The sequence below is a fragment of the Microbacterium sp. Z10_103 genome, from assembly GCF_058310455.1.
Map to the genome: position 1 here is coordinate 2186971 of NZ_JBZEGK010000001.1, position 18213 is coordinate 2205183.

Consider the following 18213-nt stretch of genomic DNA (forward strand, 5'->3'; position numbering starts at 1 on the left):
ACCCATCGGCCGCCGCCTCCTGCATTCACGGGAATGGATGCGACGGTCGACGGGTTGCGCCTGACATGCAGCGATTCGGAACCCTCTCCTTCGGGCACTACGGTCCCCTGGGCGGCGGGCGTGAGCTCACCGCGGGCGACACGCTGATCCAGGCGGTCGACCTTGCCCAGGGATTGGACGACCTCGGCGTCAACGGCACGTACTTCCGGGTGCACCACTTCGCCCGCCAGCACTCCTCGCCGATGCCGCTGCTCGCTGCGATCGCGGCCCGCACCCAGCGCATCGAGATCGGTACGGGCGTCATCGACATGCGGTACGAGAACCCCCTGTACCTCGCGGAGGAAGCGGCCGCCGTCGACCTGCTCAGCGACGGCCGGCTCGCGCTCGGCGTGAGCCGAGGGTCACCGGAGACGGTCGTCCGCGGGTACGAAGCGTTCGGTTACACCGGGTCGCACGACCCGCGCGGGGCGGACATCGCCCGCGAGCACTTCGACCTTTTCCTCCGGGCGATCGACGGCGAAGGGCTCGCCGAGCGCGATGACTCCAGCCCCTTCGGCGGAGGCCGCGGGATGCAGCGGATCGAACCGTACTCGCCGGGACTCCGCTCCCGCGTGTGGTGGGGCGCGGGCACCATCGCCACAGCAGAGTGGGCGGGACGCATCGGGGTGAACCTCATGTCGTCGACGCTCATCAGCGAGGACCTCGGCATCCCCTTCGATGAACTGCAGGCACAGCAGATCGACGCCTTCCGCGCGGCGTGGCGCGAGGCAGGTCACGCCGGCGAGCCTCGCGTATCGGTGAGTCGCAGCATCTTCCCGATTACGTCGGAGCGCGACGCGATGCTCCTGCGCGGCGGCCAGGACTCCGATCAGGTCGGCATCATCGACGGCATGCGCTCGACGTTCGGGCGCACCTACGCTGACGAACCCGACGTGCTCATCGAGCAGCTCCTCGCCGACGCCGCCATCCGCAGCGCCGACACGCTCGTCCTGACCATTCCGAGCCAGCTCGGGGTGGAGTGGAACCTGCGGCTCATGGAGTCGTTCGCGCGGTATGTCGCTCCCGCGCTCGGCTGGAAGAGCACCCTGGCCCCCACGGTCTGAGCCCGGCGCTGACCAACCGGAGCGCGCTGCCGCGCCGGGCCGATCGGAGTACTCCCCCGGGACACTGAGCGAGCGCAGCGACCTCCCGGACACTGAGCGAGCGCAGCACTCCCCCGGACGCTGAGCGAGCGCAGCGAGACGAAGCGTCCACCCGCCCGACCCGCGACCCTTCGTCTCGTCGCTCCGCTCCTCGCTCAGGGTCCGGAAGCGAACACCCGGACACTGAGCGAGCGCAACGCACACCCGGACACCGAGCGAGCGCAGCGAGACGAAGTGTCCGACCGCGCGGGTTCTCACCCTTCGTCTCGTCGCTGCGCTCCTCGCTCAGGGTCGGAAGCGGACCCCCGGACGCTGAGCGACCGCAACGCACACCCGGACACCGAGCGAGCGCGGCGAGAAGAAGTGCCCGATCGCGCGGGCTCTTACCCTTCGTTTCGCTCCGCTCCTCGCTCAGGGTCCGGAAGCGGACCCCCGGGCATCGAGCGAGCGCAGCGAACACCCGGACGCTGAGCGAGCGCAGCGAGACGAAGCGTCCACCCGCCCGACCCGCGACCCTTCGTCTCGTCGCTCCGCTCCTCGCTCAGGGTCCGGAAGCGGACCCTCGGACGCTGAGCGAGCGCAGCGAGACGAAGTGTCCAACCGCGCGGGCTCTTACCCTTCGTGTCGTCGCTCCGTTCCTCGCTCAGGGACCCAGGGCCGCGCCAGAGCAATGTCGGAGGCCCGGAGTAGGTTTGGGTCATGGAAAACAGCTCCCGGCCTGGGGAAAACGGGCCCGATGACACCGCGCGGTTGCGTGCGCGTCTGGCCGGGGTGCTCGAACAGAAAGCGATCATCGCCAAAGCCCAGGCGGGTCTCATCCGTCACCAGGCGGCCCTCGCCGAGGTCGCCGTGGAACAGATCGGCCGAGCATCCGCCCAGTTGTCGCGGAAGCGGGAGATGCCGATGCGGTCGATCGCGGCGGAGGTCGCGTTCGCGACCCACGCGCATGACCGGACCGTGCAGAAAGACCTCAACGACGCGTACGTCCTGGTCACCCGGTTCCCCGCGACGGTGGACGCGTTGGAGGACGCGCGGATATCCAAGCGCCACGTCGACGTGATCCTGCAGACCGGCACCCCGATCGACGATGACGACGTGCGGGGCGCCTGGGAGAAGACGGTCCTCGCGTACGCAGAGCGGGAAACCCCAGGGCGCACCGAAGGGTGTGCGCGGGAACTGGCCGAGCGCGTCAACCCCCTCGGCATGACCGAGCGCCACGCCCGCGCCTGTGAGGCGCGAGGTGTCAGTGTGCTCGACCTCGACGACGGAATGGCACTCCTTCAGATCCTTCTTCCGGCGACCCTCGCGCACGGGGCGCGCGACCGGATCACCCAGCAGGCCCGCCTCATCCGCGACGCCGCCACGACCGAACGTGCCCGCCGAGCATCGGGAGAGTTCGCCACCAACGAAGCGACCTCGGGTGGCTTGGCCGACGAGGGCACTCCGGGGGCCGGCCCCGAGCACGCGGGATGCGACGTGGTGGATGACACGCGTACGCTCGCGCAGATCTCTGCGGATCTCGTCGCCGACATGATCCTCACGGGCACCCCGGCCATCGATCCCATCGCGGATAAGAGTCCCGGCGGCCTGGGGGCGATCCGCGCCCACGTGCAGATCCTCGTGCCGGTGACCACCCTCACCGGAACGACTGACGCCGGAGCCAGCCTGCACGGGCAGATCCCCATCGACCCGGCCACGGCCCGCCGCTTCGCGGGTGACGCCCCGGGATGGGACCGGGTCATGTGCGACCCGATCACCGGAACCGTGCTCGAGGTCGACCGGTACACTCCTCGACCCGACCAGAAGCGCTTCCTCCAAGCCCGCGACCAACACTGCCGCGGGTTCGGATGCCGCGCCCCGGCCCACCGCTGCCAACTCGACCACAACCACGAACACCATGAGGGCGGACCCACCGCCATCTGCAACCTGTCCCATTTCTGTCTCCGACATCACACACTGAAGACGGAAACGGAATGGACCGTGAAGCAGCTCCCCGACGGGGTCCTCGAATTCACCAGCCCGCTCGGCAACAGGTACACCGACGAACCACCCAAACGGGTCGTGTTCCTGCCCGACGGCGACCCACCGCCGTTCTGATGCCGAGCCGACCGGGCCGACCCTTCGTCTCGTCGCTGCGCTCCTCGCTCAGGGTCCGAAAGCGGAACCCCGGACAGGGAGCGGGCGCAGCGAGACGAAGCGTCAGGGGACGAAGTCGTCGGGGTCGACGTCGTCGAGGAATCGGCGGAACTCGTCCACCTTCTCCTCCTCGTCCACTTCCTCCGCCGGTTCGGTCAGCGACTCGGGCACGCCGGCCTCAGCGAAGACGGCATCCGCCACCCAGATCGGCGCGTTCACTCGAGACGCCAACGCGATCGCATCCGAGGGTCGCGCGTCGATGGCGCGCAATCCGTGCGGGGTGAGCAGGGTGACCTCTGCGTAGAACGTTCCGCCATCCACCCGCGTCACCTCGACACGGTCGACCGTGCCGTCCAGCGCCGCCAGCAGTCGCACCATGAGATCGTGCGCGAGCGGGCGAGGCGGAACCACCCCTTCGACGGCGACCAGGATGGCCGTGGCCTCCTGTGCCCCGATCCACAGCACCGATCCGGCCGCCTCTGACGGACCGATGGGCTTCAGCAGAATCACATGCTGCTGCGCGGCGTCGAGTGCGACGCCGGCGACGTGTACTCGAACCATGCTGGCCCCCCGTGCGGTGAGATGCGACTCAGCCTACGACCGGCCTCCGCATCCGTCACGGGGTGCGGAGCGGGACGTCGCGAAAGCGTGCGCGGAAACCGCTCAGGAGCCGGCGCTGTCGGCGGTCGCGCCGCCCGCCTCCAGCACGTCACCGGCAGGAAGCTCCTGGTGTCCGCCGAACTGCAGGCGCATCGCCGAAAGGACCTGGTTGGCGAAGTGGTCTTCGTCACGCGACGCGAATCGTTCGAACAGCGATGCGGCCAGGACCGGGACGGGCACGCCGATATCGACGGCGGCCTTGACGGTCCAGCGGCCTTCGCCGGAGTCCGACACCCGACCGGCCAGGCCGTCGAGGGTCGGGGTTTCCTGCAACGCTGCGGCGGTGAGATCGAGGAGCCACGAGGAGATGACCGAGCCGCGTCTCCAGAGCTCGGCCACCTTCGGCGTCGCGATGTTGAACTGGTAGTACTCCGGCTCCTCCAACGGCGCGACCTCGGCGGAGTGCGAGGTCTCGCGCAGGCCGGCGTCGGCGTTGTGCAGGACGTTCAGACCCTCGGCGAGCGCCGCCATGATGCCGTACTCGATGCCGTTGTGGACCATCTTCACGAAGTGACCCGCTCCCGACGGCCCGCAGTGCAGGTAGCCGCGTTCCTCGGGCGCGTAGTCACCCTCGCGTCCGGGCGTACGCGGGATGTTCCCCGGCCCGGGTGCGATCGTGCGCAGCACCGGCTCGATGTGCGCGAACGCCTCATCCGGGCCACCCACCATGAGGGAGTATCCGCGGTCGAGGCCGAAGACACCGCCGCTCGTGCCGACGTCGACATAGTGGATGCCCCGCTCCTTCATGGCCTTCGCGCGGCGCACGTCGTCACGGTAGTTCGAGTTCCCGCCGTCGATGATGATGTCGCCCGGCTCGAGCACAGCAGCGAGCTCTTCGACGACACCGCCGGTCAGGCCCGCGGGGATCATCAGCCACACGGCGCGAGGCGCCGTCATCTTGGCGACCAGGTCGGCGAAGTCGTTCACGCCGACCGCGCCCTCGCCGGTGAGAGTCGCCACGGCCTGCGGATTCACGTCGTAGACGATGGTCTCGTGTCCGTCGCGCATGAGGCGGCGCACGATGTTGGCGCCCATTCTCCCGAGTCCCACCATGGCCAGTTGCATCTTGTGCTCCTCCGAGGGGTCGTGCGGAGACGGACGCCTCCACCGCGAGTCTAGGCAGTCCCCGATACCCCAGGACCCGGAATCACGCCCACCCGCACCGGCGCCATCGCAACTCAGCTCATCAACGCCGCGATGCCGGCGAGAGCCGAGACGAGCGCCAGCACGAGGGCGACCGCGATCAGCACGGCATGCACGATCAGGAAGCGCGTGGGCTTGCCGGCGGCATCCCGCGATCGAGGGTCCTTGGCGACCCGGCCGTAGAACCGAGGCCACACGATCACATTGAAGGCGGCGTTCACGAACAGGAGGACGGCGAGGGCAACTTCCACGGGTCCGAGCCTAGAGGCGCCGGCTACAGCCGGACGACCTCGGTGGCGCGCACGATGGCGGTGCCCTCCTCCTCGGATGCGGCAAGGTCGACGACCGCCCGGATCCGCCAATCGTGATCGCCGGCCGGGTCATCGAGGGTCTGCTCCACCCGCCAGGTGCCGGTCGCCGCATCCGTCTCATCGATCGTGACGAGCGCGGCGGAACGGGCGGCACCACCCGTGAGGATCTCGTCATGCTCGGCGTAGTACGCGTCCAACGCCGCCGACCAGTCGACGTCCGGATCCAGTGCCGCCAGGTCGTCGTCGCGCTGGAGAGCCGCCAGCTGAACGCGGCGGAACATCTCGTTGCGCACCAGCACACCGAAGGCGCGTCGGTTCGTGAGCACCGACGGCGGCGCCGGCGGCACCACCGGTGCATCCTCGTCCAGCGGAGGGGCGATGAGCGCCGCCCACTCGTCGATGAGGCTGGAGTCGACCTGCCGGACGAGTTCGCCGAGCCACTCGATGAGGTCGAGCAGGTCGGGGGTCTGCGCCTCGGTGGGGACGGTCTGGCGGATGGCACGATACGCGTCACTGAGGTAACGGAGCACGAGTCCCTCGCTCCGCGCGAGCGAGTACAGCGACACGAACTCGCCGAACGACAGAGCCCGCTCGAACATGTCGCGGACGACCGATTTCGGAGACAGCGCGAAGTCGCGCACCCAGGGCTGAGTGGATGCGAAGACCTCGTACGTCTGCGCGAGCAGCTCAGCGAGCGGTTTCGGATACGTGACGTCCTCGAGCGCCTCCATGCGCTGGTCGTAGTCGAGCCCCTCGCGCTTCATGGCCGCGACCGCCTCGCCGCGGGCGAGGAACTCCTGCTGGGAGAGGACGGGCCGGGGGTCGTCGAGGGTGGCTTCGATGATGCTGACGACGTCGAGCGCGTAGTGCCCGGAGCCGATGGCACCGGGACCATCGTCGGGGTCGAGCAGCTCGATCGCGGCGAGCGCGAACGGCGACAGCGGCTGGTTGAGTGCGAAGTTCGGCTGCAGATCGACGGTGAGCCGCACCTGTCCCTCGACGACCTCGACGATCCCCGCCGTGACCAGGGTGCGGTAGATCGCCAGAGCCCGCCGGGCCAGGTCACGCTGCCGGGCACGCGGCTCGTGGTTGTCGAACACGAGCGCGCGGACGTTGGCGAACACGTCGCCGCCCCGCGCGATGAGGTTGATGAGGATGGCCGCGCTCATGTGCAGATGCGGCACCAACGGCTCGGGCTCCGCGGACACGAGCCGCTCGAACGTCGCTTCGCTCCAGTTGACGAAGCCCTGCGGCGGCTTCTTCCGCACGATCTTCCGAAGCTTCTTGGGGTCGTCGCCCGCCTTGGTGACGGCAGCGGCGTTCTCGATCTCGTGCTCGGGCGCGAGGACGACCACGGTCCCGGCCGTGTCGAACCCGGCCCGCCCGGCACGACCGGCGATCTGATGGAACTCGCGGGCCGAGAGGTGCCGCATCCGCTGCCCGTCGAACTTCGACAGCGCCGTGAGCAGCACCGTGCGGATGGGGACGTTGATCCCGACGCCGAGGGTGTCGGTGCCGCAGATGACCCGGAGCAGTCCGCGCTGGGCGAGCGTTTCGACCAGCCGGCGGTAGCGGGGCAGCATGCCCGCGTGATGCACACCAATGCCCGAGCGCACGAGCCGGGAGAGGGTGCGCCCGAACCCGGTCGTGAAGCGGAAGCCGCCGATGGCGTCGGCGATCTCGTCGCGCTGCTCGCGGGCGATCACACGGATGCTGGACAGCGCCTGGGCCTGCTCCATGGCCGCCGCCTGGGAGAAGTGCACGATGTAGATCGGCGCCTGACGAGTGTCGAGCAGCTCCTGCACGGTCTCGTGAGCGGGCGTGCGGGCGTACGAGAAGTGCAGCGGGACGGGCCGGTCCACGCCGGTCACGCGGGCCGTGGGGCGACCGGTCCGCCGGGCGAGGTCGTCCGCGATGGGCGTGACATCGCCGAGGGTCGCCGACATCAGGAGGAATTGCGCACGCGGCAGCAGCAGGAGGGGCACCTGCCATGCCCACCCGCGTTCGGTGTCGCCGTAGTAGTGGAACTCGTCCATCACGACCTGGTCGACGGCGGCGGCGGATCCTTGCCGGAGGGCGAGGTTCGCGATGATCTCCGCCGTGCAGCAGACGATCGGCGCGTCGGCGTTGACGGACGAGTCGCCCGTCACCATCCCGACGTTCTCGGCGCCGAAGACATCCACGAGCGCGAAGAACTTCTCGCTCACGAGCGCCTTGATCGGGGCCGTGTAGTAGGTGCGTCCGCCCCTCACCAGACAGGCGGCATGGGCGGCGACGGCGACCAGCGACTTGCCAGTCCCCGTCGGGGTGGAGAGGATGACGTTCGCCCCGGACACGAGCTCGATGACCGCCTCGTCCTGAGCCGGGTACAGCGTCAGTCCGCGATCGCCCGCCCACTGCACGAACCCGGCGTACACGGCGTCGTCGTCGGCGCCGACCGGGATGAGGTCGAGCAGGGTGGGGGGCACACTCCACCCTCTCACTCCGGAGCGTCGGTGAAGACCCCCACCCGCTCGCCGTCGAAGACGAACTGCAGGGCACTGCCGAGCGGGAAGCGCCCGCGCAGCTCCTCCGGGAGTTCCGTGCCCACCGTCACCACGACCGTGGCGGGGAAGGCGCCCGCGCCGCAGCCGTACTGCGAGCCGCCGGTGAGCGCGCCGCCGTCGCGGAGGTCGGTCGTGGGCATCACCAGGATGCAGGTGTCGGTGCCGTCGGGCAGCCATGGCCCGCTCTTCGCCGTGATCGCCGTCAGGCCGAAGAAATCCTGATATCCGGTGGCGTCCTCGGTTTCGGGACCCAGGAAGTTCTCCGGCCACGGGAATGCCGGGTGCGGCTGAAGCGTGGCCACCTGTACCGCCCCGGCCCCCCGCGAGACCAACGGCATCAGAGCCGAAGCGATGGCGGCACCCACGGCGAGCGCGGCGAGCACCGAGACGAACCAGAGGATCGCCACCCACCGGCGCGACCGCTGGGCCGCGGGCGGCGGATCCGACTCGCGAGGCTCCCGGTCGGGCGCGTCCGGTTGACGGGGCTCCGAGGCATCGCCGGAAGCACCCGCGTCCGGAGTGGCCGGGGCCTCGGCGTCCGGCATCTCTGCCTGGCGCTGCTCACGCTCCAGCTCCTCCAGGCGCGCCAGCGCCTGCGGGTCGGTGTGGATGTCGGATGCGGGGCCGTACGCGCGTGAGCGCAGCATCCTGAGTTCGTCTTCGTCGTCCATGGGTCGATCTCCGGTCAGGGCACTCGTGGTCACCAGCCGTGGGTGTTGAACCACTCCTGGCGGCGGTCGAACTCCGCGCGGGTGGCGTCCCCGCGCCACGAGTCGTGCTCGGCGAGCGCGCCGGCCACGAGCCGGACGAACCCCCAGCACGCGTCGCACAGTGCGCGTCCCCCGGGGTACCCGTCGGGGAGCGTCGGGGCGGGCACGGCCGGTCGGCCGCTCCCGGGGCATCGCGGTGGATCGGCGTCACGGTCACTCCACAGGAGTCCCGTTCCGATCCGGTGATGCAGGCCACGATGACCCGCCTCCCGCGTGCAGATCTCACCGCCGCGCCGGCTCAGGCACGGCCCCGCGCCGTTCGGCGACGGAGTTGTCACGGTCTCAGGACGGCTCCACGAGGAGCCGGAGGATGCGGGCCAGCGCGGCCTGGTCGGCGCGGCTGAGTGTCTGCAGCTCCTCTGCTTCCCGGCGCACGAGCTCGGTCATCGCCGCATCCACGCGCGCTGACCCTTCCGCGGTCAGGCGCACCAGGATGCTGCGCCGGTCGAGCTCGTTCGGGCGACGCTCGACGAGGTGGCGTGCCGTGAGCTTCTCCAGGCGGTTGGTCATCGCGGCCGAGCCGATCATGGTGGCGTCGATCAGCTGGGCAGGGTTCATCTCGTGAGGATCTTCGGCCCGGCGGAGCGCCGCGAGCACGTCGAACTCCCATGCCGACAGGCCGGCATGCGCGAACGCCCCCGCCCGCAGTCGTCCCAGCCGGTGCGACGCGCGACGCAACCGCGACATGACATCCAGCGGGGTGAGATCCACCTCGGGGAGTCGGCGCGACCAGGCGTCGATCAGCAGATCGACCTCGTCGTCGCGGTCGAAGGAAGTCATGCTCCGACCGTAACGCTTCCGGCGCCGCACAGGCCTCGGGCGCGCCATACCCACCGGGGGTATCATGGCCACCATGCACGGGTACGAAGGCAGCAAGGAGGACCTCCTCACGCGCCTCCGCCGCGCCGAAGGCCAAGTGCGCGGCATCGGCCGGATGGTCGAAGACGACAAGTACTGCATCGACATCCTCACCCAGGTCTCTGCCGCCACCAAGGCGCTCGAGACCGTCGCCCTGTCACTGCTGAGCGATCACCTCAGCCACTGCGTGGCCGAGGCCACTGCCCAGGGCGGGCCTGTCGCCGAAGAGAAGATCCGCGAAGCGAACGAGGCGATCGCGCGCCTCGTCCGCTCCTGAGAAGGAGAAGACCATGACCGTTCAGCGCCTCGACCTCGGACTGACCGCCCCCGCTGCCGGATGCGGCGGTGATTCGTGCATGTGCGGTTCGCCCGCGACGACCGGGGCGTCATCCCCCTCCGCAGTCGTCGCGGAACTCGGCGTGGAGGGCATGACGTGCAGCCACTGCGTGCGCGCCGTGACCGACGAGATCAGCGCCCTCGACGGGGTGAGCGGCGTGGAGGTCGAGCTCGTGGCCGGCGGGACATCGCGTGTCACGGTGCGCGGCACCGTGCCCGTACCGGCCGAGGCCCTCAGCACCGCCGTCGTCGAGGCCGGTTACACCCTCGCCCGCTGAGACCCTGCTGCACCGGCGCTACACCGCGGCGGAATGACCGGTCGCGCGACGCAGCGCATCGACCGCATCCGGGAAGGTGAGTGCCTGGCACACTTCGACGGCCCGGTGGTACCGGGATCCGGAGAGCGCCACGAACACGTGCCCGACGACCTCGATGTATCCCGCGACGTCGCCGTCCCACGCGATCTCGTACAGGTCGAGGTCGATGCGCGTCCACGGCTGCGGTGCCGCCAGAGGGGTGGACTCGATGTGACGTGCTTCCATCACCACCGCCGGCCCCTTTCGCTCCTAGGTACAGGGTGCGCCGGAAATCGCGGAAGCGCGTAGGGCTTGACGGTAAGCGTTTACGGGCGGTAAATGCCTTAGCCGGCCGAGGCGTCGGCGCGCGCCGGCCGACCCCGGCGGGGCCGCTCGGATGACAGCGCGAAAGCGCGCTCGTCGTCGACCCCGGCGACCAGTGGTGCGACGGCATCCAGCCACGCGATCTCCGCGGCCACGCGGGAACGCTCGGCCTCCCGCAGGATGGCGACGGCGACGTCGTCCTGCTCGTCGTCGTCGATCGCATGCAGGCGGGTCACGGCCGCGCGCCGTTCGGCCGCGACCAGCCCGGCTGCATCCACGCCCGGCAGCGTCGCGGCCAGCGCAACTTTGAATGCCCGCTCGTCGCGTCCGGCGGGCAGCTCCGCCTCCGAGAACCACCGCTGCGTCTCGTCCCGTCCCGCGGAGGTGATCCCCCAGTAGGTCTGGCCGCGCTCGTCGGTACCGCGTTTCTCGACCAGACCGTCGCGCTCGAGCCGGTCCAGCGTCGTGTAGATCTGCCCGACGTTCAGCGCCGCGCCGGTACGCCGGGCGTATTCCGCGCGGAGTTGGTAGCCGTAGCACGCGTCCTGATCGAGGATCGCCAGCAGCCCCCGACGTACCGACATGCGACCCCCAATGAATATCGAGTATGTATTACCGAGTATAGGGAGAGTGGAGGCCGCGACGGTCAGCCGCCGATCGCGTTCATTCCCCGCGGCGGCTGGAGGAACCCGGGGTCGTCGATCGCGTGGCCGGCCAGCTTGCCGTGCACGCAGGCCCGGAGGACCTCGCCGATGCCCGCGGCGCGCGCGGCCGAGGACCCGGTCGTGCGCAGGGCGGGGAGGAGGTCGTACTCGGCGACCGAGAAGAGGCAATTGCGCAGTTGACCGTCCGCGGTGAGGCGCAGGCGGTCGCACGCGCCGCAGAACGGCGCCGTCACCGATGCGATCACCCCGACCCGGTGCGGGCCTTCGTCCAACACCCAGGTCTCCGCCGGCGCGCCCCCGCGGCCCGGCACGGGGGTCAGGCTCCACCGCTCGCCGAGCGCGGCGAGGATCTCTCCGCGGGTGACCATGGTGGTGCGATCCCAGGTGTGTCCGGCGTCGAGAGGCATCTGCTCGATGAAGCGCATCTGCGCACCCGCGTCGACGGCGAACTGCACGAGGTCGACGAGCTCGTCGTCGTTGACCCCCCGCATCGCCACAGCGTTGAGCTTCAGTGGCCGAAGCGGGGAGGCGGCGGCCGCGGCGATGCCGGCCAGCACGTCATCGAGTCGATCACGGCGCGTGAGCGCGGCGAAGCGGTCTCGGCGGATCGTGTCGATGCTGATGTTCAGTCGCGTCAGCCCCGCTGCCACGAGGCCGGGGAGGAACTTCGGCAGGCTGATCCCGTTCGTGGTCATCGCGATCTCGACCGGACCGGCCGGGCCGCGGAGCGCGGCGAGACGGCCGACGACCTCCACGATGTCGGCGCGCAGGAGCGGCTCACCGCCGGTCAGCCGGAAGGTGGTCACGCCCAGCGCCGCGGCGGCGGTCGCGACCTCGACGATCTCGTCGGCGGTGAGGATGCTGGACCGCGCGAGCCACTCGTTGCCCTGTTCCGGCATGCAGTAGGTGCACCGCAGGGAGCAACGGTCGGTGAGGGAGATCCGCAGATCACGGTGCACGCGTCCATGCGTGTCGATGAGCGCGCCGGTGTCCGCGACGGGAGCATGCCCGGGGAGGCGCAGCACGACCGGCACCGCGGTCATCCCACCACCACCGGATCGCACATGTTCCGAGCGTACGGGCTCACACCGGCGCAGCGGCGGGCCGGGGTTGATTCGATGACGAGAGATCGCCGGCCGCGGCACTGATCCCGGGTGTTAGCTTGTGGTCAGACCACAGCCGGTGGCGCGGAATCGGAGGACCCCGTGGAGCTGCTCGACCCGCTACTTCTCGCCCGATGGCAGTTCGGTCTCACGACGCTCTACCACTACCTCTTCGTTCCGCTGACGCTCGGTATGGCGCTGGTCACGGCGATCTTCCAGACGGTCTGGTACCGGACCGGGTCGGTGAAGTGGCTCCACCTCACCCGCTTCTTCGGCCGGATCTTCCTGATCAACTTCGCCATGGGCGTGGTGACCGGCATCGTCCAGGAGTTCCAGTTCGGGATGAACTGGTCGGCGTACTCCCGCTTCGTCGGCGACGTGTTCGGCGCCCCGCTGGCCTTCGAAGGTCTCCTGGCGTTCTTCCTCGAGGCCACGTTCATCGGCGTGTGGATCTTCGGCTGGGACCGCCTGCCGCGCCTCGCGCACCTCGCGAGTATCTGGATGGCGGCGATCGGCGCGACACTGTCGGCCTACTTCATCCTCGCCGCGAACGCGTACATGCAGAATCCGGTCGGCTACGAGATGGCCGCGGACGGCTCACGGGCGGAGCTCGTGGACTTCGGGGCGCTGCTTACGAATCCCGTCGCCCTGGCCGCCTTTCCGCATACGATCACGTCGGCGTGGATGTTCGCCGCCGCCGTACTCATCGCCGTGTCCGCCTGGCATCTCCTGCGCAAGCAGAACATCGAGACCATGCGCACATCGCTGCGGTTCGGGATGTGGTTCATGGTGATCTCCTTCGCCGGGGTCGCGCTCTCCGGCGACCAGCTGAGCCTCACGATGGTCGCCACGCAACCGATGAAGATGGCCGCGGCCGAAGCGATCTACGACACCGCGTGCGGGGCCGATGCCTCCTTCTCGCTCTTCTCCATCGGAACGCCGGACGGCTCTCAGGAGGTCTGGTCGCTGCGTGTGCCCTTCCTGCTGTCACTGCTGTCGACGCACACCCTGGACGGCTGCGTCGAGGGAATCAACGACCTGCAGGCGTTGTACACCGAGCAGTTCGGCCCGGGCGACTACGCCCCCGTCATCTGGATCACGTACTGGGCGTTCCGCTGGATGATGGGTCTGGGCGGGGTCGCGGCTCTCCTCTCGGTGGCCGGGCTGTGGCTCACGCGCAAGAAGTCCACCGTCCAGATGCGCCCGTGGATGTGGCGTGTACTCATCTGGTCGGCGCCCCTTCCGCTCCTGGGCAGCCTCGTCGGGTGGGTCTTCACCGAGATGGGCCGTCAGCCCTGGATCGTCTTCAGCCTCATGCTGACCGAAGACGGGGTGTCGCCCAGTGTCCCGGGCTGGAACGTCCTCATCTCGCTGGTGTCCTTCACGGCGATCTACGCCGCCCTGGCGGTGGTGGAGCTGGGCCTGATCCTCAAGTACGCGCAGAAGGGCCCCGACCCGCTTCCCGATCCGGATGCGCCGGCCGAGCCCGACTCCATCGAGAACACCCCGACGACGGTTTATTAGGAGCGGAAAATGGATCTCGCCTACCTCTGGTTCTGGATCGTCGGGTTCTTGTTCGTCGGCTACTTCGTCCTCGACGGGTTCGACTTCGGCGTCGGGATGTCGCTGCCCTTCCTCGGCAAGGACGACATCTCGCGCCGCCAGATCATCAACACCATCGGTCCGGTCTGGGACCTCAACGAGACGTGGGTCATCGTCGCCGGGGCGTGCCTGTTCGCGGCGTTCCCGGAGTGGTACGCCACGCTGTTCAGCGGCTTCTACCTGCCGCTGCTGCTCATCCTCCTGGCCCTCATCGCCCGCGGTGTGTCGTTCGAGTACCGGCATCAACGCGACTCGCTCCGGTGGCGGCGCGGCTTCGACCGCATGATCGTCATCGGTTCGGCCCTGCCGGCGTTCCTGTGGGGCGTGGCGGTGGCCAATATCGTGCAGGGCGTGCCGATCGACGCCGACTTCGAATTCACCGGGTCGCTCCTCACCCTGCTGAACCCGTACGGGCTCCTCGGCGGACTGACGACCCTGCTGCTCTTCTTCGTGCACGGGGTGTATTTCGTCGCCCTGAAGACGGACGGTCCGGTGCATGCGGATGCGCGGCGCCTGGCCACCCGCGCGGGGCTCCTCGCCGTCGCGGTGGCAGCCGTGTTCGTGAGCTGGACGGTGCTCGTGCACATGTCGATCCCGGTGCTGGTGCTGGGCGCGGTCGCGGCTGTCGCGCTGATCGCCTCCGTCGTGTCCAACCTGCGCGACCGGGAAGGACGGGCATTCGGATTCGGCGCAGTCACGATCATCTCGAGCGTGCTCATGCTGTGGTTCGCCCTCTTCCCCAACGTGATGCCCTCCTCCACCGACCCGGCGAACACCCTGACGATCGAGAACGCGTCGAGCACCGATTACACGTTGACGATCATGAGCTGGGCGGCGCTGATCTTCCTCCCGCTCGTGCTGGCGTACCAGGGGTGGACGTACTGGGTCTTCCGGCGCCGCGTCACGCGCTCGCACATCGAGAAGGCCGCGCTGTCCGCGCACTGACCGACGTGCGTTCGGATGAGAAAGTCGCTGCGGTGAGCGGGGGCCGGCGCGGGCCGGTGGACCCCCGGCTGCTCACGTACGCGCGCGCCTCTCGCGGATTCCTCGCCATCACCGCGGCGATCGTGCTCGCCCAGACCGGCGTGATCGTGGGATTCGCGTGGACCCTCACCGCGGCGCTGGGAGGCGCGATCGACGGGGTTCCCGTGTCGGAGCTGTGGCCGCTGGTCGGCACCGCCACAGGCCTCGTGGTCCTGCGCGCGGTCCTCGTCCTCGTCTCCGAGCGCGTGAGCGCCCGAGGGGGTGCGGCGGCGTCTCTGCAATTGCGCGACGCGCTGGTGCGCGCCGTCGGCAAGCTCGGACCGGGATGGCTGGGCAGCCGGAACGCCGCATCCCTCGCCGTCACCGCCGGTCACGGACTGGAAGCGCTCGACGCGTACTTCGGCCGGTACCTCCCGCAGCTGGTCGCAACGGCCGTGACCACGCCGATCCTGATCGGGGCGATCGCGCTCGCCGATCCCCTGTCGGGGCTGACCGTCATCCTCACGATCCCCCTCATCCCGCTCTTCATGGTGCTCATCGGCCTGGCCACGCGCTCCGTGCAGCGTCGCCAGTACGACACGCTCGGGCGCCTCGCCGCACGCTTGGCCGATACCGTGGATGGCCTCGGAACCCTCAAGGCCTTCGGGCGCGAGCACCGCGCTGCCGACGCGATCGGGGAGGTCACGCACCGGTATCAGCGCGAGACCATGTCGGTGCTGCGGGTGTCGTTCCTCTCGGGATTCGCGCTGGAATTCCTCGCGTCGATCTCGGTCGCCATCGTCGCCGTGACGATCGGATTCCGCCTGCTCGCCGGCGAGATGGACCTGCTCGTCGGACTCTTCGTGCTGCTGCTGGCGCCGGAAGCGTACCTGCCGCTGCGCCAGGTCGGCGTGCAATTCCACGCCGCCGCAGAGGGCGTGGCCGCCACCGAGGAGATCTTCGGCGTGCTCGACGCCGCCGCATCCGCCCCGGTGGCTCCGGCGCACCGTGCCCCCGGGTCGCGGGTCCACGCGCGCGGGCTCTCGGTGCGCCGGGGCGAGCGGATGCTGCCGCCGGTCGACCTCGCGCTGGAACCGGGGCGCGTGGTGTGGATGCAGGGTCCGAGCGGTGCGGGAAAGTCCAGCGTTGTCGCGGCCCTGCTGGGCTTCGCACCCTACGAAGGCACGATCCTCGTGGACGGGTCCCCCGCCGTCGATGCCCGTGAGTCGATCGCGTGGGTCGGGCAGCGGCCGGGCCTGGTCGCCGGAACGGTCGCCGCCAACGTCGCTCTCGGCGCCGCCGAGGCCGACGCCGCCCTCGTCCGCACCTGCCTCGCCGACGCGCAGGCGGGAGATGTCGATCCCGGCCGGGATCTCGGTGCGGGCGGCTCCGGGCTGTCAGGCGGACAGGCGCAGCGGGTCGCGATCGCCCGGGCGCTGTACCGCCTCCGCTCCGGCAGTGCGCGCCTGCTCGTGCTCGACGAACCCTCGAGCGCCCTGGACACCGAGATCGAGGCCGCGCTGTGGCGCAGCATCCGCCGCGTGGCCGACAGCGGTGCCGGCGTGCTGCTGGTCTCGCACCGCGCGTCGGCTGCGGCCATCGCCGACGACGTCGTGACGCTCCCCCTGGCCATCGGCGTGGGTGCCGCATGAACCGGAGGACGCGGGAGATGCTGCGGGCCGCGCAGCCGAGCACGCGACGGTTCGCGCCGTCGGTACTGGCGGGGGTGGGCACGGCCGCCAGCGCGATCGCGCTCCTCGCCGCCAGCGCATGGCTCATCGCCCGCGCGGCGGAGCAGCCGCTGCTCCTCTACCTCTCGGCCGCCGTCGTCGCGGTGCGCGCCTTCGCGCTGGGGCGAGGGGTCTTCCGCTACCTCGAGCGCCTCGCAGGGCACGACGCCGCGCTCGGCCAGCTGGCGACCGTGCGCGCGGGGCTCGTGCGCGACATCGTGCCGCTGGCACCGGATGGACTCGGTCGCGCCCGCCGCGGTGAGATGCTCTCGAGCCTCGTCGACGACGTGGAGGAGCTGCAGAACCTTCCGCTCCGGGTCGTCCACCCTCTCGCGGTGGCCGCGCTCGCGTCGCTCGCGAGCGTGGTGTTCGTCGCCTTCGTGTCGGTGCCCGCCGCGCTTTCGCTCCTGGTGTGCCTCGCGGTCGCCTTCGTTCTGGCGGTGGGTCTGGGCTGGGCGGCAGGTGCGCGGGCGGAACGGGCGATCGCGCCGCTGCGTGCGGCCGTGGCCGACGCCGTGTACGACCTCCTCGTCTCCCTCGACGTGCTGACGGCCTTCGGCGGGCTGGATGCTGCGCACGCACGTCTGCGCGGAGCCGACGAGCGGTTACGCCGCGCCGTGGTGCGCCGCGGCGTGGCGCAAGGCGCCACCGCGGCGGCCGTCTCCCTCCTCGCCGGAATCGCCGGGCTGCTCGCCCTCATCGTGGCCGCGCCCGGCGTGGTCGAGGGCACGCTCAGCGGTCCGGGCCTCGCCGTCGTCGTGCTCCTCCCGATGGCCGTGTTCGAGATCTTCGGGCCGGTGCCGCTGGCCCTGGCGTCCTGGCGGCAGGTGCGTGCGGCGGCCGAGCGCATTGCCGCCGCGGTACCCGACCGCATCCCCCCAGGGCTCCCCTCGGACGAGCCCCGCGCCACCGGGGCAGCTCCGGCGCTGGGCGAAGGCATCGTCCTGACCGGGCTCGGCGCACGCTGGCCCGAGCGGTCGGGCGCAGACGCGGGGCGCCTCACCGACCTGAATCTGCGGATCGGGGCCGGTGAGCGCGTGCTCGTGACCGGTCCGAGCGGGGCCGGCAAGACGACCCTCGCCCATGTGCTCGTGCGTTTCCTCGACTACGCCGGCTCGTACACCGTGGGTGGGGTCGAGGCGCGGGAGATCGCCGGGGAGGACCTCCGCCGCGCGATCGGCCTGTGCGAGCAGAGCCCGTACCTCTTCGACGAATCGATCCGCCAGAACATCCTGTTCGCCCGCGACACCGCGGACGACGCCGAGCTGCTCGCGGCGCTGGATCGGGTGGGTCTGGGCACCTGGGTGCGCGAGCGCGGCGGCCTGGACGCGCGTGTCGGTGACCGCGGCGCGCTCGTGTCGGGCGGGCAGGCGCAGCGGATCGCGGTGGCCCGCGCCCTGCTCCGCGACTTCCCTGTGCTCGTGCTCGACGAACCCACCGCGGGGGTGGATCCGGCCGCATCCGACGCCCTCCTGCGCGACCTCCTCGGAGCCGTACCGGGCGACCGGGCGGTCGTGCTCATCTCGCATGTAGAGGTGCCGAATGCGCTTGTGGACCGCACCGTGCGCCTGGAATCCGGCCGGCTCGTCGGCTGACGACCACGCGACGCGGTGTGGCACAGTTCCAGG

The 18213-nt window shown here is 70.3% G+C and carries 18 protein-coding genes; 8 read left to right on the plus strand and 10 right to left on the minus strand.

Going from position 1 to position 18213, the window contains the following annotated elements; translation table 11 throughout:
• The first annotated feature begins 65 nt into the window (after positions 1-65).
• Entirely contained in the window at positions 66-1103 is a 1038-nt protein-coding gene (locus tag AC4FS2_RS10625) for an LLM class flavin-dependent oxidoreductase (RefSeq protein ID WP_491156880.1), read from the plus strand.
• A 738-nt stretch (positions 1104-1841) separates the two neighbouring features.
• Entirely contained in the window at positions 1842-3239 is a 1398-nt protein-coding gene (locus AC4FS2_RS10630; RefSeq protein ID WP_491156882.1) for a DUF222 domain-containing protein, read from the plus strand.
• 102 nt (positions 3240-3341) lie between these two features.
• Here the strand turns inward: AC4FS2_RS10630 and AC4FS2_RS10635 are convergent, their stop codons facing one another.
• From AC4FS2_RS10635 to AC4FS2_RS10665, 7 genes are all read right to left on the minus strand, one after another.
• Entirely contained in the window at positions 3342-3839 is a 498-nt protein-coding gene (locus AC4FS2_RS10635) for a bifunctional nuclease family protein (protein WP_491156883.1), read from the minus strand.
• 102 nt (positions 3840-3941) lie between these two features.
• Entirely contained in the window at positions 3942-5003 is a 1062-nt protein-coding gene (gene gnd, locus AC4FS2_RS10640; RefSeq protein ID WP_491156885.1) for a phosphogluconate dehydrogenase (NAD(+)-dependent, decarboxylating), read from the minus strand.
• Positions 5004-5116: 113 nt separating this feature from the next.
• The gene (locus AC4FS2_RS10645; protein ID WP_491156886.1) at positions 5117-5332 is read right to left on the minus strand and encodes an SCO4848 family membrane protein; all 216 of its coding nucleotides are present in this window, start codon (positions 5330-5332) and stop codon (positions 5117-5119) included.
• 23 nt (positions 5333-5355) lie between these two features.
• On the minus strand, positions 5356-7860 hold the full coding sequence (locus tag AC4FS2_RS10650; RefSeq protein ID WP_491156887.1) for a DEAD/DEAH box helicase: 2505 nt from the start codon (positions 7858-7860) through the stop codon (positions 5356-5358).
• Between the two features lie 11 nt (positions 7861-7871).
• Entirely contained in the window at positions 7872-8642 is a 771-nt protein-coding gene (locus tag AC4FS2_RS10655) for a hypothetical protein (protein ID WP_491177219.1), read from the minus strand.
• Positions 8639-8815 (minus strand): hypothetical protein, encoded by a 177-nt coding sequence (locus tag AC4FS2_RS10660; RefSeq protein ID WP_491156891.1) that lies wholly within the window; start codon positions 8813-8815, stop codon positions 8639-8641. Before AC4FS2_RS10660 ends, AC4FS2_RS10655 begins: the two co-directional genes overlap by 4 nt.
• A gap of 175 nt (positions 8816-8990) precedes the next feature.
• Positions 8991-9488: a MarR family winged helix-turn-helix transcriptional regulator gene (locus AC4FS2_RS10665; protein ID WP_491156893.1), complete on the minus strand. Its 498-nt coding sequence runs from the start codon at positions 9486-9488 to the stop codon at positions 8991-8993.
• Between the two features lie 73 nt (positions 9489-9561).
• Between AC4FS2_RS10665 and AC4FS2_RS10670 the strand changes: the two genes are divergently transcribed.
• The gene (locus AC4FS2_RS10670) at positions 9562-9843 is read left to right on the plus strand and encodes a metal-sensitive transcriptional regulator (RefSeq protein ID WP_491156895.1); all 282 of its coding nucleotides are present in this window, start codon (positions 9562-9564) and stop codon (positions 9841-9843) included.
• 13 nt (positions 9844-9856) lie between these two features.
• Positions 9857-10180, plus strand: a complete 324-nt coding sequence (locus AC4FS2_RS10675) for a heavy-metal-associated domain-containing protein (RefSeq protein WP_491156897.1) — start codon at positions 9857-9859, stop codon at positions 10178-10180.
• An 18-nt stretch (positions 10181-10198) separates the two neighbouring features.
• Here the strand turns inward: AC4FS2_RS10675 and AC4FS2_RS10680 are convergent, their stop codons facing one another.
• The 3 genes from AC4FS2_RS10680 to moaA form a co-directional block, all read right to left on the minus strand.
• Entirely contained in the window at positions 10199-10450 is a 252-nt protein-coding gene (locus AC4FS2_RS10680) for a hypothetical protein (protein ID WP_491156899.1), read from the minus strand.
• Positions 10451-10542: 92 nt separating this feature from the next.
• Positions 10543-11106, minus strand: coding sequence for a PadR family transcriptional regulator (locus tag AC4FS2_RS10685; RefSeq protein WP_491156901.1), 564 nt, complete (start codon positions 11104-11106; stop codon positions 10543-10545).
• A gap of 62 nt (positions 11107-11168) precedes the next feature.
• On the minus strand, positions 11169-12230 hold the full coding sequence (moaA, locus tag AC4FS2_RS10690; RefSeq protein ID WP_491156902.1) for a GTP 3',8-cyclase MoaA: 1062 nt from the start codon (positions 12228-12230) through the stop codon (positions 11169-11171).
• A gap of 162 nt (positions 12231-12392) precedes the next feature.
• Here moaA and AC4FS2_RS10695 point away from each other — a divergent pair, with 162 nt between their 5' ends.
• The 4 genes from AC4FS2_RS10695 to cydC are packed head-to-tail and all read left to right on the plus strand — an operon-like array spanning position 12393 to position 18180.
• Positions 12393-13814, plus strand: coding sequence for a cytochrome ubiquinol oxidase subunit I (locus AC4FS2_RS10695; RefSeq protein ID WP_491156904.1), 1422 nt, complete (start codon positions 12393-12395; stop codon positions 13812-13814).
• Between the two features lie 9 nt (positions 13815-13823).
• Positions 13824-14837: a cytochrome d ubiquinol oxidase subunit II gene (gene cydB, locus AC4FS2_RS10700; RefSeq protein ID WP_491156906.1), complete on the plus strand. Its 1014-nt coding sequence runs from the start codon at positions 13824-13826 to the stop codon at positions 14835-14837.
• 32 nt (positions 14838-14869) lie between these two features.
• Complete coding sequence (gene cydD / locus AC4FS2_RS10705; RefSeq protein WP_491156908.1) at positions 14870-16507, plus strand: thiol reductant ABC exporter subunit CydD; 1638 nt, start codon at positions 14870-14872, stop codon at positions 16505-16507.
• Positions 16504-18180: a thiol reductant ABC exporter subunit CydC gene (gene cydC / locus AC4FS2_RS10710; RefSeq protein ID WP_491156910.1), complete on the plus strand. Its 1677-nt coding sequence runs from the start codon at positions 16504-16506 to the stop codon at positions 18178-18180. The genes cydD and cydC overlap by 4 nt, the downstream gene beginning before the upstream one ends.
• The last annotated feature ends 33 nt before the right edge of the window (positions 18181-18213 follow it).